10 protein-coding genes and 2 pseudogenes are annotated in these 16,729 nt (G+C 39.7%); 7 read left to right on the plus strand and 5 right to left on the minus strand.

The window, feature by feature from the left end; translation table 11 throughout:
* The 3 genes and pseudogenes from RM368_RS15245 to pbpC form a co-directional block, all read right to left on the minus strand.
* Window positions 1-117: pseudogene (locus RM368_RS15245) on the minus strand (nitrilase); the annotation flags it as partial.
* A 159-nt stretch (window positions 118-276) separates the two neighbouring features.
* Window positions 277-1,047: a red chlorophyll catabolite reductase gene (locus tag RM368_RS15250; protein WP_322694845.1), complete on the minus strand. Its 771-nt coding sequence runs from the start codon at window positions 1,045-1,047 to the stop codon at window positions 277-279.
* Between the two features lie 542 nt (window positions 1,048-1,589).
* Entirely contained in the window at window positions 1,590-3,926 is a 2,337-nt protein-coding gene (pbpC, locus tag RM368_RS15255; RefSeq protein ID WP_322694828.1) for a penicillin-binding protein 1C, read from the minus strand.
* 485 nt (window positions 3,927-4,411) lie between these two features.
* Between pbpC and RM368_RS15260 the strand changes: the two genes are divergently transcribed.
* Window positions 4,412-10,090, plus strand: coding sequence for an alpha-2-macroglobulin (locus RM368_RS15260; protein ID WP_322694829.1), 5,679 nt, complete (start codon window positions 4,412-4,414; stop codon window positions 10,088-10,090).
* 60 nt (window positions 10,091-10,150) lie between these two features.
* A complete protein-coding gene (locus RM368_RS15265) occupies window positions 10,151-10,402 on the plus strand; it encodes a hypothetical protein (protein WP_322694830.1) in 252 nt (83 codons plus the stop codon).
* Window positions 10,403-10,572: 170 nt separating this feature from the next.
* On the opposite strand, the gene RM368_RS15270 is transcribed toward RM368_RS15265, so the two are convergent.
* Window positions 10,573-11,124, minus strand: a complete 552-nt coding sequence (locus tag RM368_RS15270; RefSeq protein ID WP_322694831.1) for a pentapeptide repeat-containing protein — start codon at window positions 11,122-11,124, stop codon at window positions 10,573-10,575.
* A 154-nt stretch (window positions 11,125-11,278) separates the two neighbouring features.
* Here RM368_RS15270 and RM368_RS15275 point away from each other — a divergent pair, with 154 nt between their 5' ends.
* On the plus strand, window positions 11,279-11,671 hold the full coding sequence (locus RM368_RS15275; protein WP_322694832.1) for a hypothetical protein: 393 nt from the start codon (window positions 11,279-11,281) through the stop codon (window positions 11,669-11,671).
* Here the strand turns inward: RM368_RS15275 and RM368_RS15280 are convergent.
* Window positions 11,665-11,844 carry a hypothetical protein gene (locus RM368_RS15280; protein WP_322694833.1) on the minus strand — a complete coding sequence of 60 codons (180 nt, stop codon included), beginning with the start codon at window positions 11,842-11,844 and terminating at the stop codon, window positions 11,665-11,667. The genes RM368_RS15275 and RM368_RS15280 overlap by 7 nt on opposite strands.
* Window positions 11,845-11,858: 14 nt before the next feature.
* Here RM368_RS15280 and RM368_RS38755 point away from each other — a divergent pair.
* From RM368_RS38755 to RM368_RS15295, 4 genes and pseudogenes are all read left to right on the plus strand, one after another.
* Window positions 11,859-12,059: pseudogene (locus RM368_RS38755) on the plus strand (hypothetical protein).
* A 514-nt stretch (window positions 12,060-12,573) separates the two neighbouring features.
* Window positions 12,574-13,287, plus strand: coding sequence for a hypothetical protein (locus RM368_RS15285; protein ID WP_322694834.1), 714 nt, complete (start codon window positions 12,574-12,576; stop codon window positions 13,285-13,287).
* A 67-nt stretch (window positions 13,288-13,354) separates the two neighbouring features.
* Window positions 13,355-15,019, plus strand: a complete 1,665-nt coding sequence (locus RM368_RS15290; protein ID WP_322694835.1) for a tryptophan halogenase family protein — start codon at window positions 13,355-13,357, stop codon at window positions 15,017-15,019.
* Window positions 15,020-15,141: 122 nt separating this feature from the next.
* Window positions 15,142-16,689 carry a flavin-containing monooxygenase gene (locus RM368_RS15295; RefSeq protein WP_322694836.1) on the plus strand — a complete coding sequence of 516 codons (1,548 nt, stop codon included), beginning with the start codon at window positions 15,142-15,144 and terminating at the stop codon, window positions 16,687-16,689.
* Window positions 16,690-16,729 lie beyond the last annotated feature (40 nt).

Raw genomic sequence — 16,729 nt, forward strand, 5'->3', positions numbered from 1 at the left:
TTAAATCATCCCCAAGTTGTTGAAGCACTCAATGGTGGTTTGCTGTGTTTGCAGGAAGTGTTTGCGGTCTACTTCTCTTTCCAGCATAGTATTAGCAGGGTAAAAGTGTGATTGGCGATCGCGAGTGAAGGTTGATTGCATAACAGGCAACTTGCGATGCTAAAGCGCAGTACGATTCTAAATTAGTGGACATGGAAAATTGAGAGCCATAACAAATGACCAATACTTCGACTACGCTCAGTACAAGTGACCAATGACCAATGACAAATGACAAATTTAGAGAATCCGATCGCCACCCCAGAGCGATCGCACAAGTTTATCTGTCAATTCCGAGCCAAACATCTGTGCGGCAAATTTATTACCTGGATCGCGTTCAGCACTGATACGGCGGAGCGCTAAATCACGAGCAGCTAAAGCTTCTCGTGCATCTTCTGGCACAGGTTCGGCTGCATCTACCCAAGTTAACCAGCGATCGAGTGTTTCGCGTCCTAGTGTACGAGTTAGTTCGAGAGTTTCAAAAGTAGGTGCGCCTGTATAACACAAGCTAACAGGCGATTGAAATAGACGAATATAAGTACTTTTGCTGGTAAATACCTTGAGCCGCGCATCTGACTGTAACTTTAAGAATGTTTGATTAACTGGCTCATAGTAGCGATCGAGATATGCCAAATCGGTTAAAAGCTCAGTTCTAGCAATGTAATCTATATAAAAGAAAATATTTCCATCTGGAAGTGTGCCAAACTCAAAGGCTAAATGAGGAACCTGAATATGGGACTTCAACCAAGTAGTGAGACGCATAGTCCCAAAGTTTGATTTTTCCGCGTTTCCCAACCACGAATGCACTAGCCAGTCAATTTCTTCTCCAGAAAAAGCAGTCAGCGAACCTTTCATGTTGCCATCAAGACTGCTATATTGCTGTAAATTTTCTACAGAAGCGTCTGGATGTAACTGAAAACGAGCCTCTAATTTTTGGCGGAGTTCCTTTGTAATCTCCCACAACTGCTCAAATACAGCTTTATTATCTAAATCAGTTGGTTGCTGAGTCATGGTTTGAGTTTGCAGTTTTTCTATAAACTTCATATTTAGTTTGACACTTTCCGGTATCTAATTCGTTACTGGTATCGAGCAACGCATTCATCGAACTCAAGACTGTGAGAATAGTCCATCAACAAAGCGCGATCGAGCTATTGCTGCAACATCTTTTTTCACAGCAGGTTGCAGCAATTTATCTCAGTCGATAATTCTTCATTTAGATGCTTTTGTTTTTAGCACAAGCTTCAGTTATAATACTGTAATTGGGCTGAGGATTATCTATTAGTCACGAGATTATAAGTATCTAGGCATAAATAAATTTCAAGTTTGTAGTAAGGACTTTAGTCTTGATAATGCTTGCTCTGAGCGATAAATCGCTCACTACAAACTAAAAGTTTATTTTATATTTAATTATGTCTACTACTTAGTGGAAAAACATCAAGAAAAAATTAAATGTATTTCTGTGCCTGGTAACGGGTACAGAGTTTATTATTCAGATTCCTATCAAGCAGACACGTTCAATAGTTCTTCATTGACAGAGAGCGATCGCTGCTATTTCAATTATTACTAATAGAAAATCCTCGACGTGTAGGTTTAACATTAGCTAATTCTACCTGAAAGCTTACTTTGTCCATCATTTCACCGCTTCTCGCTTCCAAAGTCCACTTACCAGGACGCAAATTCCAAAATAAAGAATTAGCTGAATTTGTATCTAACTTTTCGCCATTTAACCACCACTCCACTGGTGCAGATTTATTTCCCGCTAGCTTGAATTCGAGTTTTTGCTGCGTTTGTTCACCAGGATAAACTAAAAATAAATCACCATGATGGGGAGATAAAATTCTCAAACTTGTAGAAGTAAAATTTGATTGCTGTTGTTTTGCTAACCATTCATCATACTCTGGTGGCAAATTGAATTGATGCTCGCGTTCGTAATTACTTTTATCTTCAGGATAGAAATATTCCTGCACCACTGAGGTACAATCTGGAGTGGGTCGTAATCCAGAAATTGCACAAACAGGTAATTGCACTAAACCTTTTGGAGATGGAAAATCTGCTGGTTCTTGATGTTCGTGCAGATGTAACATAATTCGATTCCATAAGGGTGCTGCACCCGTCACACCTGAAACTTGTCGCATCGGTTCGCCGTTGAAGTTGCCTACCCAAGTAGCGACTGTGTAATCTGTAGTGAAGCCAACAGTCCAAGTATCCCGAAAATTGGAAGAAGTGCCAGTTTTAACAGCAACAGGAAAGGGTAAATTTAACACCGAGTCTACACCAAATGCTGTTGCACGAGCATAGCTGTCACTGAGTATGTTGGTGATTAATTGCCATATTGTGTGATTAACGAGTGGGGAGTTTGTAGAGACGCGATGAATCGCGTCTGTAGGGATTGGGGAATTGGAAAATGTGCTTACTAAAGGAATCGCCTCTCCTTGTCGTGCTATGGTTAAGTATGCACGGGCTAATTCCCAAAGACTGACTTCGCCACTACCTAGAGTCAACCCCAAACCATAATGTTCTGGAGTTTGATTGAGGTGTTCAAATCCCAGTTGATGCAATCGTTCTAAGAAAGTTTCCACACCTACTTTTTCTAACACCTTTATTGCAGGTACATTTAAAGAATTTGCTAAAGCGATTCGTACCCGCACCGGGCCAAGAAATCTTTCGGTGTAATCTGTGGGGCTGTAAAGTTTCGCGCCGGGAATTGCATAATGGGCGGGTACATCTGCCAAAATGCTGTTTGGGCGAATTAAACCTTTTTCTAAAGCTAATTCATAAACAAAAGGCTTGAGGGTAGAACCTGGTTGACGTAGTGCTTGCACTCCATCATTGCGTCCCAGTTTAGCTTCATTAAAGTAATCAGGTGAACCGACATAAGCCAAAACTTCACCAGTGTGGTTGTCAATCACCAACGCAGCAGCATCATGGACATTGTTAGCGGCTAGGGAAGAAATTACCTGTTGTAGCTGTGCTTCGACAAACTGCTGCAAAGGACGATTGATAGTCGTGCGGATGGGGGAATTTTGTTCTGTTTGCGCCTTATCAAACTGATTGGCTAACCAAAATAAAAAGTGTGGTGCGGCGATAATTCCCCGTTGGCGAGATTGAAACACAACTTTTTCGGTTTGTGTTCGGGTTGCGTTCGTCGCAGACGTTGGCGTAGCCATCGCTCCACTAATGTACTTTTCCTGTACCATCCGATTAAGGACGTATTTTTGTCGCTGCTTCAGCCGTTCCCAATGTTCGTAAGGGTTAAAATATGTGGGATTATTAGGAATAGCAGCCAACAAACTAGCTTGAGCAAGATTCAATTCACTAGCTGGAATGGAAAAATAAGTCTGTGCGGCGGCTTCCACACCATATATATTCCCGCCCATTGGTAGCCGATTGATATATGCAGCCAGAATTTCATCTTTGTTCATCCCTGCTGCTAACCGCCAAGCTAGCCAAATCTCACTTAGTTTACCAGAGAAGCTGCGCGGCACTGGATCTAACATTCGCGCCAACTGCATAGTAATTGTGGAAGCACCGGAAACAATTCTTTTGGCGTGGATGGCTTCTTTGCTGGCGCGGATAACAGCTTTCATATCCAACGCCCCATGATGGTAAAAGCTGCTATCTTCGGCGGCTAAAATGGCATGGATAAACTGGGGCGAAACCTGATTTAGTGGTACTACTGATGTATGCTCTTGGTCGCGGGTGAGCAATGTTCCTAATGGTAAACCATTGCGATCGCTAAATTGCATTGCCAACTGATTTTGGGCAATATCTGCGGCCCGAATAGGCGCAAAATAAGGAAGTAAGCGTACCACCAGACAGATTAGCAGCACAGCCAGGATAACTTTACTACTGTGCTTAAGTTTGAGTAGCGATCGTAAAATTAGTTTCATCAGGGAATCCCCTGTCCAAGAAAACCTACCTTAATTTTGACGCAGCGATTACATCTATATCAGTCAATATGTCAAATCCTTAATAATTTATTTGAAATCACTTAGCAGATGTAAATTAATATTTGCAGAAGTTAAATACTTATTAATTAGTTAAGAATTGTAGTGATTTTTTGGAACAATTACACTAGATTGGTTATCTATGTAAATAAACATAGTTAAATCCAAAGTCTGAGTAAAAAATAGTCGTCTGCATCCTTTATTAATCTTGTCATTACCAAGTAAATCAGGTAATGCAAACTTTTGCTTGCTATAATTTGTGAATTTTTTATTTTAAATTACTAAAAAATATGATTATCAAATTTTTACTCAGTTCTTATCGTAAAATTCTCTATCTCTTTCTTAGCGTCCTTAGCGGTTTGTTAAAAAAAATTAGTCATTTTTCACGCCAGAAGAGAAAAATACAATTTATTCTTCTCTTCACATTCATGCTAGCGATGACAGGATGTAATTTCTTTGGTATCAATTCAAGTAAAGAACAACTTCCAGCAGTATCCCCACTCACACCACCACAATTACCAGACTGGATTGAACAAATAAGTCCCATTGGAGATGCAAAACCCCTCAATCAAATCCGCATCCGTTTTAAAGAAGCTTTAATCCCAGTTGAAAGTCTTGATAGTCCAGAACAGCAAAAATTATTACAAAAATTTGCTCTTTGGCCGCCTTTACCCGGTCAATTTCGCTTTTTAACACCACGTATGGTGGGATTCCAAGCTGAAAAAGCATTACCAATAGCGACAAGATTTCAAGTCACTCTCAAAGCAGGTTTAGCCGATTTAAAAAATCATCGTCTAGAAAAAGATTTACCTTGGACTTTCAACACTGAATCCATTAAAATAACTAATTTACCCGGTGTCAATCCTATAGAGAAAGCTGATATCGAACCAATTGATTTACAACAAAAATTACAGTTTACTTCTAATGTAGAATTGGATTTAGCTTCTGTACAAGAACATTTACAACTAATTCCCAAAGGTCAAAAGAAGGGTATAGGTTTTAAAGTTGAATTAAACAAAGAAGAAAAACCATTAAAAAATGAAGAAGATCCTTTAGAAAAATTTGACCCTTCAGCACGCAATTGGATTTATAATCTGATCTCACAGCAAAATCTAGAAAAAGCAACTAGTTATCGCCTGGTATTTTCTCCCGGAATACGTCCTGCTTATGGCAATCTAGCGACAGAGAAAGAATTTGCCAGTAAATTAGCAACTTATTCGCCTTTAGCATTTCAGAAAATTAACTATTACGGACAGCCGGATTCAGGCGGAACATTTGGACGATTTGTTAAAGGCAGCCCGCAGCTTGAATTTAATAACATTTTATTAGCAGATTCAGCTAAAGAAAACATTACTATTAATCCAGCACCAAAAGAAATTTCGAGAATTTTGGAAGTTAATGATGAAGATAAAATTGTCGGGATTAATCCTTATGCGCTAGAACCTGCCAAGACTTATACAATTACTATCGGCGAAAATCTCAAAGATAAGTTTGGGCAAACTTTGGGTAAACCTGTCACCCTTAAATATGATACTGGAGATTTAGCTGGGGATATTTGGGTACCATCAGATTTGAATATTTTCCCTATAAGTAAAGATTTACAGCTAAATATTAGTACGGGAAATTTGCCAGAATCTAAATATAAAGCAGCTTATCGAGTAATCCAACCGACAGATTTAGTTTATTTTAATAATAGTAATGATTTATTACCACAACCTGCTGAATGGCAAAGCTTTAAGGTATCGGGTAAGAAAAATCAATCAGTTGATATTGCTGTTCCTCTGCGGGAAAAAATAAATTCTACTACGGGCATGTTAGCTTATGGAGTCCAAGCCCGCACGAATAAATATCAGGAGAATGGCAAGGAACTGTGGCGCGAACCTACGACTTATGGCATGGTTGAATTAACAAATTTGGGCGTATTTACTCAGTGGTTTCCTGAGTCAGGGTTAATTCGTGTCAATCATCTTACAGATGGTTCGCCAGTTCAAGCGGCTGCTGTTGAAATTTATCAATCAAAATTACAAGCAAAATCTCGCCCCGAACCAGTACCTTGTGCAACAGGTAAAACTGATAACAATGGAATTTTTAGAATTGTTCGTGAAGGATTACAGAAATGTTATTCTGGCAATGAAAGCTCTAGTAAATCACCACAGTTATTAGTAATTGCCCGTGAAAATCAAGATTGGGCATTTGCTAGAACTGAAGAATATAGCGGTGTTTATGGCTACGGTATTGATGCGGGTTGGCAAGATAAGAAGCCAGAATCACGCGGGGTAATTTTCTCGGATAGACAGTTATATCAACCAGGCGAAAAGGCCTGGTTGACTGGTTTTGCAGACTATTTACAAAATGGTGTAATTCAGCAAGATAAAAATGCTGCTTACCAATTAACTTTGGTAAATCCCGATGGACAAAAAACTAGCTTAGGTACGCAAACCACAAATGAATTTGGCAGTTTTTCTCTGGAGTTGCCAATCAAAACTACTCAGCGCTTAGGCTACTATACAATCCAGGCGAAAGGTAAAAATGGACAAGAAATTTCTGGAGAATTTCGGGTAGCTGAGTTTAAGCCACCCAACTTTAAAGTCGAACTTAACTTAGATAAAGAATTTGCATACATTGACGAGAAAGTTAATATTAATGCTACAAGCAATTATTTGTTTGGTGCGCCTGTAGAAGATGGAGAAGCAAAATATTTTATTACTCGCCAGCAGGCTGATTTTGTTCCTAAAGGTTGGGAGGGATTTACTTTTGGTAGGCAATGGTTATGGCCGGAGGAAAACCCTACTATATCTACTGATGTATTACAAACTAATGCCCAACTAGATGCTAATGGTAAAAGTAGTCAAACTGTAAATGTGGCTAATGATTTACCATATCCGATGACTTACCAAGTAGATGTGCAAGTTGCAGATGTTTCTAATTTGTCGGTAGCGAATTCCAAAACATTTACAGCTTTACCAAGTAATCGCCTGATTGGATTAAAAAGTAATTTCATCGCTGATGCTGGTAAGGCTTTTCCTGTTGAAGTGATTGTTACTGACCCTACAGGAAAACCAATCACAGGTCAACGGGTACGGGTGGAATTACAACAGATTAAATATAGCAGCGTTACCCAATTGGTAGAAGGTAGCCGAACTCCAAAAAATCAAGTTGAATATAAAACAGTAGCACAAGCTGAAATTACATCTGCGAGTAATCCACAATCGGTAAATTTAACAGCACCAGAATCCGCTTCATATCGGATTAGAGTTAATTTTAGCGATGCTAAAGGTGAATTAAGTGCCACAGATTTCCAAATTTGGGCAACTGGAGAAAATCCAGTATTTTGGGGTTCTAGAGAAGAAGATGTTTTAGAAGTTAAATTAGATAAAAAAGAGTTTAAACCTGGTGAAACTGCTACTGCACTAATTCAATCTCCCTATGCAGATGCAGAATTGTACTTTGCTGTGATTAAAGATAAACCCCTTTATCAGCAGATTATCAAAGTTCAGGGAGGCACGCCCCAAATTCAGTTTCAAGTTACGCCAGAAATGCTGCCAAATGCAGCGATTGAAGCTGTATTAGTCAGACAAGGTAAACCCATTAACCAAGTGGAAGCGGGAAGTTTAGAAAACTTGGTGAAGATTGGTTTTACACCTTTTAAAGTTAATTTAGAGGATAAGTATTTAAAACTGCAAGTTAAACCAGTGCAAGCATCATTAGAACCTGGCGCAAAAGAAACAGTACAACTAGAACTGAAAGACAATCAAGGAAACCCCACCCAAGGACAGTTTACAGTCATGGTGGTAAACGAGGCGGTGTTACAACTTTCTGGTTATCGTCCGCCAAATTTGGTAGATACAGTTTATGCAGAACAGCCAATTTCTACGCGCTTTAGCGATAATCGACCAGATGTCATATTACAAGCACAAGATGTAGCTAAACCCAAAGGTTGGGGTTATGGCGGTGGTTTCTCCACTGGTGCAGCCAATACTCGCACTCGCACCGATTTTCAAGCCTTAGCTTACTACAACGGTTCTGTCCTTACCGATGCAAATGGGAACGCACAGATAACCTTTAAACTCCCGGATGACTTAACTACATGGCGAGTGATGGCTGTGGCCACTGATGGAAATCTGCGTTTCGGGAATGGGGAGGCGACGTTCATCAGCACCAAGCCACTGCTAACTAATGCCATCTTGCCACAATTTGCTCGTCCAGGCGATCGCATTCTCGCCGGTTTATCCGTAACTAACAACACTGGGAATACAGGGAATCTCTCAATAAATGGCGAACTTAGCGATAATGTGAAGTTTGCTGATAAAAACCCCACAGCGACTTCTTTGCAAACCAAAGCTGAATCCGCAACTCATGCTTATCGTTTTCCCATGCTGGCGGATAGTGTGGGAACTGGTAAAGTTCGCTTTACGACTCAGCTAAATGGTACAGCCGCAGATGCTTTTGAAGTACCCTTGGAAATTAAGCCAATTGAAATTACAGAACAAGTCGTTGAATCTAGCGTCACTGAAAAACAGGTGAAGATTCCCCTGAATGTTGATAAAAATACCTTCCCTGATGCGGGAGGTTTAGATATTCAGTTGGCGAGTACTTTGATTCCAGAAATTAAAGCACCAGCAAAACAGGCTGTAGAAGATGATGATTTACCATTTACAGAACCGGCGGCGAGTCAATTAATAATTGCTGCTAATTTGCAAATTATTGCACAGAAATATGGTCAGACATTTACAGAATTTAATCCTAGCCAACAGGCAAGTCAAGCAATTGAAAAATTACCAAAACTCCAAATAGCTGATGGTGGTTTTGCTGCTTTCCCCGGACAAGAAAAATCCGACCCTTGGGTTTCTTCCTATACAGGTGAATCTTTGGCTAAAGCTAGTCAGGTGTTCCCTAATTTAGTCGATTCTGCAATGGTGTCTCGCCTGAAAGCTTATTTACAAAAAGTTCTAGCAAACTCCGGAGAATACGACTTTTGCAAACAACTACTCTGTAAAAGGCAACTGCAACTTAATGCTTTAATCTCTTTAGCAGAATTAGGAGACAAACGCAATACTTTTCTCGCAGATATTTATGAACAGCGCAATAATTTTGATATAGCAACTCAAATTAAACTAGCGCGATACTTATCTCAATTCCCAGAATGGCAAGATGAATCTCAACAATTAGTAAACAAGCTGCAACAGAATATCTATGAAACTGGTCGCACAGCAGTTGTAAGTTTACCAACTAGTTGGGGATGGATGAGTTCATCTACTACGACGCAAGCGCAAGCTTTACGCTTATTTATTGCCAAACAAAGTAAACCCGAAGTTATAGATAAATTATTCCAAAGTCTTCTGGCATTGCGACGGGATGGTACGTGGCAAACCAACTATAATAATGCCCAAGCTTTAACAGCTTTGGTAGATTATAGTCAACTGCAACCCACGCCACCTAATTTTGTTGCCACAGTGGAATTAGCTGGTAATAAGTTAGGAGAAAATCAGTTTAACGGCTATCAAAATCCCAGCTTACAGCTAAATGTGCCGATGAATAAATTACCTCGCGGGCGTAATGATTTAACGCTACAAAAATCAGGTAATGGCACTTTACACTATCTGGTTGCTTATAATTATCGCTTGCAAGGTAATCAACCAGGCAGATTTAACGGACTACGCATAACACGAGAAATTAGTCAAGTAAATAAAGAGAAAGTTTTGCAAAAAACAGGTCTTTATGCTTTCGATAAACCCTTGACTTTAGCCTCTGGACAGGTGTTTGATATTGGTTTAGAAATCATTGCCGATCGTTCTGTGGATCATCTGGTGATAAAAGATCCGCTACCATCAGGTTTTGAGGCGGTGGATGCGAGTTTTCAAACTGCTACAGCTGCATTACAAGCAAAAGCCGATAGCTGGGAACTTGGGTTTAAGAATGTGTACCGCGATCGCATTATCGCTTACGCCGACCACCTGGAACCAGGAGTTTATAGCTTGCATTACTTAGTCCGTTCTGTGACACCTGGTACTTTTTCTTGGCCTGGTGCCCAAGTTCACTTGCAATATGCGCCAGAAGAATTTGGGCGTACTGCTGAGTCTACATTGGTGGTTGAGGATAAGTCGTGACAACTTAAGATGTAAGAAAGGGAATCTATAAATGTTCAAAGCCTATGGGAGATCGAGGCAGTGACACATATTCTCAAAGTCAACGAACATGGCGATTTGTATTTACCATCTGAGGTGTTGGGAAAACTACAACCTGGGACATTTTACAGCTTAGAAGTTCAGGGAGATGTACTGATTTTGCGTCCTGAACGTTCACGCGTATTGTCTCCAGAAGAGAAAGCAGCAAAGTGGAGGAGGTGGGCTGCAAGTCATTCAGCTAACAGTCCAGGCTTGCCTGATGAGGCTTTGCGTCGGGAGAATATCTACGATTGACATATGAGCTTTTGTAACAAAAGCATTCAGCCTACCGCTACTGAGATAACAAAAGGGGATCGCTCTTTTCTTGTGAATTCTTGCAAGATATAAATATTGAGTCTTAAACAGTATCACAACTTGATACCTTATCGGCTTCTCTAATTACTGCAACTGATGAAGAATTATCCTCATCTGGCATCACGACCATTCCCCCACTGTGGACCTTCAACAACATTTCCATCGGGCATAGTGGTGTGCCAAATCAAATTCTGACCTCGACAGATCAAATTGCTACTGATATGGGCACCTTCAAAGTCAGTATAAGCGAGAATAGCACGCTCGAAAGAACCGATTTGAACTCCACGAAATCCAGCACCACAGGCGTTCATGTAATCCAAGTCAGTTCCCCGCAAATCAGCATCGAAGAAGCCACTTTGCTTCAAATTAGCAGCACGCAAATTGGCATCACGAATTATCCCTTCAACCAAATTACAACCACGCATGAAAATTCCTCCCAAATCGGCTCCAGTCAGATCGACTCCAGTCAGGTAGACATAAGGGAAGTAAGCTCCTCGCAAGTTGATATCTCGCAAAACCACACCGTCAAGATCAATCCCTGGACTACTATACTTGGAACTGGAGGAAGGCCAGCCAGAATAAACCAATTCAATTCCAGCAAAGTTACGTTCCCCGTCAGCGTAACGCTCCAACAATTCTTCGGGAGTTATTTTCCAAACCATAGTTTAACCCCTAATTGCTTAACACAACTTCAGTCTACCTTCCCCAGTGACTGGCAATTGCCAGTCAATCTTACTCTTCAAATCACCCACCTTATATAGCACTTCTCGTTATTGTTGTTGAATTTAGCAGACCCCTATCTTTTATTGTGGAAAAATGAGTCAGATTCAGGAGTTGCATAAACAAGCGATGGATTTAGCCGAAGCAGCTTTTACTGCTAAACTTAGAGGAGACTTAAAGCAAGCTAGTCAAGTTTCTCGACAAGCTTTTGAAAAAGAATCTCAAGCTGCTGCACTGATGGCCAATCAACTTGATGCCGAACCAACTCGTTCAGTATTGCATCGTAGTGCTGCGACTCTTGCAATAGACTGTGGTGAATTTCAAGCAGCAGAACGTTTAATTGCGATCGCATTATCAGGAAATCCACCCCAAGAAATTGCCCAAGAACTAAAAGATTTATTCATTCAAATAAATTTGCGCCCATATTTAGAACGTCATGGGCTTACTTTTGATGAAGAAAAGTTGAGGAATCTGACGGTAGATCAATAGTCAAACTTAGCCAAAGAATTATTGCGTAGTATTGATGAAGATGGTACTGAATACTTTACTATCAAAACTATATAAGCTTTTGTAAAAAGAGCGATCGCATTCTTGCTACTGAGAGAAGAGTAGGCGATCGCTTTTTTCTTGTGAATTCTTGCAAGATATAAATATTTAGTCATAAAGCTGAACTTATATCAGTTATAGAGAATGTTTACAAAGCATTATCGCCTACGCCGACCACCTGGAACCAGGAGTTTATAGCTTGCATTACTTATTCCGTTCTGTGACACCTGGGACATTTTCTTGAACTGGTGCAGAAGTTCATCTGCAATATGCGCCAGAAGAATTTGGGCGTACTGCTAATTCTACATTAATACTTGAGGATACAAAGTAATTATTTATACTATCTTTAGCTACAATAAGTCTAAAAATATTTCCAAGTATATACTCAAATTTTAGCTAAGGTAGAAGGCCTAACCAGCCGATTTGGTTTTTATGAGCGCAGGAAACGCTCATATAAGACTCTTTCTTAACAAGTGTACTTACGTAAAAGCTGCACTTATTACATAGAGATATTGAAGTTAAAGTAAAAATCAATAACAGTAAATTAGCTGGTTACAATTTAGCGTTAGCCTCAATACGATATAACACAATACATCTAAAACCCTGATATAGAGGCGGGATTGATCGTGTGTTCAAAGACCAATTATCTACACACTTTTAACTAAATCTGCAATATCACAAATTAGACATTATTTGCTATTCAAATAGTGGGTTTTGAGCTAATGATTATCAAAAAAGCTTGGAGAATTTAACAACCAAAGCTTGAGCAGATTACCCTTCCCACAACAAAGTCGGAAAGTTATTTCTGCTTGAATATTAAACATTGAAAATCAGCACAATTAAAAATGCAACAAGTACTAGCATTGATTGAACAAAAAAAACAAGAATTTGCTCAAGTGCCATTGTTTAATTTTATGCAAGAGAAAAGTATAAATCCCAGACAAAGGTTAGCTTGGGCACCATGTGCTGCTCATTTTATTATGAATTTTGGAGAACTGAATAAGTATTTTTTACGAGTAGAACCAACAAACGATCCAATTCAGACATTAATTAACAAACATACTTATGAAGACGATCATCATTGGCTATGGTTTCTGGAAGATTTGAAGAATCTAGAATTTGACAAAACCTTGCAATTTAGTGATGCATTGAAATTTCTTTGGAGTGAAGAAACTCAGAATGCTCGCTGGTTGAGCTATCAACTCTATCGATATACTTTGCAAGCTACCCCTATTCAAAAACTAATAGTCATTGAAGTTACCGAAGCAACAGGTAATATAATGTTTTCCATAGCAGCAGAGATTGGCAAAGAAATTAAAGCAATTACCCAAAAACCATGCCGATATTTTGCAGATTTCCATTTGGATGTTGAAACTGGTCACATGACAGGTTCATCTGGAATAGAGCAATTGTTACAAGATATTCAACTATCAGAAGCAGCCCAACAAGAAGCTTTTGAACTGATTGAAAACTTATTTACAGTTTTTACCCAATTTACAAATGGTCTTTTGGTATATGCCAAAAACCATAAAATTGAGCAACCATTGAAAACTGCATAAATTAATCAGCAAATTTATTGAAATTGAAAATTAATACCTAATTCAAGCCGGAAGGAGAAATTTTACTATGTCACAGCACGTACAAAATGTTGTAATTGTCGGTGGTGGTTCAGCAGGTTGGATGACGGCAGCTTATTTGAGCAAAGCCTTGAAAAAAAATGTTCAGATTACCTTGGTAGAATCTTCTAATATTACAAAAATTGGAGTTGGCGAAGCAACTTTTAGTAGTATCAAGTCATTTTTTGATTTTCTAGGATTACAAGAGTATGAATGGATGCCAAAATGCAATGCTACTTATAAAATGGGGATTAAATTTGTTGATTGGAATTCCGATCGGAGACACTTTTACCACCCTTTTGAAAGATTTGATTTTATTGATGGATTCAGTATCTCTGAATGGTGGTTAAAACTTAAGAGTGCCAATGAGGCATTTGATTATTCCTGCTTCATGGCACCGACGCTATGCGATCGCCAAAGGTCTCCGAGATATCTTAATGGCAAAATCTTTGATGATAGAGTAGAACATTTATTCTCAGAGAAACATTTTTCTGAAAAAAATCTCATCACACTTGCTGATGCTGAAGGACAATATCCTTACGCCTACCATTTTGATGCAAATCTAATTGCTAGATTCTTGAAAGATTATTCAATACAGAGGGGCGTAAAACAAATTGTTGATGATGTGGTAGATGTAAATTTAACCGAGGATGGAAGCATAGATAGTCTCAATACTAACGAGCATGGCATTATCAGTGGAGACCTTTTCATTGATTGTACTGGTTTCCGTGGTCTTTTGATTAACAAAGCTCTTGGTGAGCCATTCATTTCTTATTCAGAGTCGCTACTGTGCGATCGCGCGATCGCCATACAGATACCAAGCGATATTCAGAAAAATGGCATCAACCCTTACACAACTGCAACTGCTCTCTCATCAGGTTGGGTCTGGAATATACCTTTGTATGGTAGAGATGGTACAGGGTATGTTTATTCCAGCGCCTTCATCTCTGCACAGGAAGCAGAACAAGAATTTCGACAGTATTTAGGAAATGTTGCTGATAATTGCAAAGCCTCTCATATCCAGATGCGGATTGGACGTAACAGAAACTCATGGGTGAAAAATTGTGTAGCAATAGGGCTTTCCAGTGGCTTTGTTGAACCATTGGAATCTACTGGCATATTTTTTATTCAGCATGGAATTGAAGAGTTAGTCAATCACTTTCCAGGCAAGTCGTTCAATGAAGAGTTGATCCGCAACTATAATAGAGCGATCGCTAACTGTCTAGATGGTGTTCGGGACTTTTTGGTACTCCATTACCGTGCTAGCGATCGAGCAGATACAAAGTTTTGGCAAGCAACTAAGCAAGAAATTAAAGTTCCTACAGAACTGCAAGAAAAGTTAAAGTTGTGGAGAAGCAGATTACCAAATAAAAAGAATATCAATCCATATTTTCATGGCTTCGAGACATACTCTTATTCTGTAATGTTACTTGGACTCAATCATAAGCCTGAAGGTAGTTTACCTCTGCTGGAGCATCTTGACGACGAGAAGGCGCTAGCTAAATTTAAGGCAATTAAGGAAAAAGCTAATTACCTGAGCAAAAATCTGCCCTCTCAATATGAATACTTAACTTATGTAATCAAGTCTCAAGAACAGTCAGAATACCTCAGCGACAATCATTTACCTACTTCATCAGTTAACGATAGCGCATATCAAATTCCTGTACCAATTTAATTTAATATAGGACTTACGCAAACAATAGTCAAAACTTTGATTTTCTTCTTAGGGCAATTCATAAATTGCCCCTACTGCATATATTCTTGCGTAAGCCCGATAATAATTGCAGAGAACCCAAGATGACAGCGAAACAAATATGCGTGATTGGGGCAGGAGTAAGCGGATTAGTCTCAGCCAAGACATTTCTTGAAGAAGGTTACGAGGTTACATTGTTCGAGAAGCGGCAGGGACTTGGTGGTGTGTGGGAAAGGTCGAGAAATTACCCAGGATTGTCGCTCCAAAACCCCAGAGACACCTATGCTTTCTCAGACTATCCTATGCCTGCCTCTTATCCAGAATGGCCTTCAGGAGAGCAAATATGCGCTTACCTTGAATCCTATGCCCAACACTTTGGTGTCACAGAAAAAATTCAGTTCGGTGCAAAAGTAACTAAAGTGGAGCGCAAATCAGGAAATACTCCTGGATGGAAGGTTAGTGTTAGCTTTCAAAAAGATGGTAAGGAGATCAAAAAACAAAATTACGAGTTCGACTTTGTGATTGTATGCAATGGTCTTTATGATATTCCCTACATTCCTAACTTGCCAGGGATGGAAGAGTTTATTGCTGCCGGAGGTGAGGTAATACATACTAACAACTTTAATGACGGCTCTGTAATTGAGGGCAAGCGAGTGGTTGTTGTCGGTTTTGGCAAATCAGCCACTGATTTAGCGAATTTTGCAGCTAACAAGGCTAAGGAATGTACCCTTGTGTTCCGTCAAGCGTTGTGGAAATTTCCCAACTTCTTTCTCGGTTTGTTCAACATCAAGTATATTTTCCTGACTCGGTTTGCAGAAACTTGGATGCCCTATCATAAACTTCAAGGATGGGAAAAGTGGCTGCATAGTTTTGGCAAGCCACTAGTGTGGGCATTCTGGCGGCTAAATGAGATTATCCTGCGCTTACAGTTTCCCCTTGATGCTTGTGGGATGGTGCCCAAACAGCCGATGAACAAATTGATTGGTTGTAGTGTCGGCTTGGTGCCTGAAGGCTTTTTTGAGTATGTACGCACAGGTAAAATTCGTCCTGTGAAGACAAAAATCAACAAGTTTTTTGCTAGTGGCGTGGAATTGGATAACGGCGAACAAATACAGGCAGATATTGTTGTCTTTGGCACAGGGTTTCTTCAGGATATCCCTTTTTTAGAAGAGAAGTACCGCAGACACGTATTTGATGAGGAAGGCACTATCCATCTTTACCGCCATCTCATTCACCCTCATATTCCCCAGATGGGTTTTGTTGGTTATAACTATACTTTCTGTGCCCAGTTATCAGCAGAAATTGGTGCTAGGTGGTTATCAGAGTATGTCAAAGGAAATATACCCTTACCATCCCCGCAACAGATGTTAGAGGATGTAACAGCAGAATTGGAATGGAGGAAGAAAGATAGACCTTATGCTTTCGTCAGTGGAGCTTGTGTAACTCCTTTTACATTCCATTACATTGATGAGTTACTTCAGGATATGGGTCTTGGCACCCGCCGCAAACCAGGAAACCTGCTTGGAGAGTTGATGATGCCAGCAGATCCATCTGCCTATAAGAATCTCCGACAGGAATTACAGGCAAAACAACAGCCATCTCTTAATGATTCTGCGATCGCGGCTAGTGTAGAGTTAACAAGCGTTCCTTGATATCTCCATAATACGGTTCGATAAAGTTCTAAACCAAACT

The organism is Nostoc sp. DedSLP03, assembly GCF_034530815.1.
Lineage (GTDB): Bacteria > Cyanobacteriota > Cyanobacteriia > Cyanobacteriales > Nostocaceae > Nostoc.

Excerpts from the sequence above, each read along its gene's own strand:
- RM368_RS15250 (WP_322694845.1), bottom strand. The coding sequence starts at position 1,047 with ATGACTCAGCAACCAACTGATTTAGATAATAAAGCTGTATTTGAGCAG.
- pbpC (WP_322694828.1), bottom strand. The coding sequence starts at position 3,926 with ATGAAACTAATTTTACGATCGCTACTCAAACTTAAGCACAGTAGTAAA.
- RM368_RS15260 (WP_322694829.1), top strand. The coding sequence starts at position 4,412 with ATGCTAGCGATGACAGGATGTAATTTCTTTGGTATCAATTCAAGTAAA.
- RM368_RS15270 (WP_322694831.1), bottom strand. The coding sequence starts at position 11,124 with ATGGTTTGGAAAATAACTCCCGAAGAATTGTTGGAGCGTTACGCTGAC.
- RM368_RS15275 (WP_322694832.1), top strand. The coding sequence starts at position 11,279 with ATGAGTCAGATTCAGGAGTTGCATAAACAAGCGATGGATTTAGCCGAA.
- RM368_RS15280 (WP_322694833.1), bottom strand. The coding sequence starts at position 11,844 with ATGACTAAATATTTATATCTTGCAAGAATTCACAAGAAAAAAGCGATC.
- RM368_RS15285 (WP_322694834.1), top strand. The coding sequence starts at position 12,574 with ATGCAACAAGTACTAGCATTGATTGAACAAAAAAAACAAGAATTTGCT.
- RM368_RS15290 (WP_322694835.1), top strand. The coding sequence starts at position 13,355 with ATGTCACAGCACGTACAAAATGTTGTAATTGTCGGTGGTGGTTCAGCA.
- RM368_RS15295 (WP_322694836.1), top strand. The coding sequence starts at position 15,142 with ATGACAGCGAAACAAATATGCGTGATTGGGGCAGGAGTAAGCGGATTA.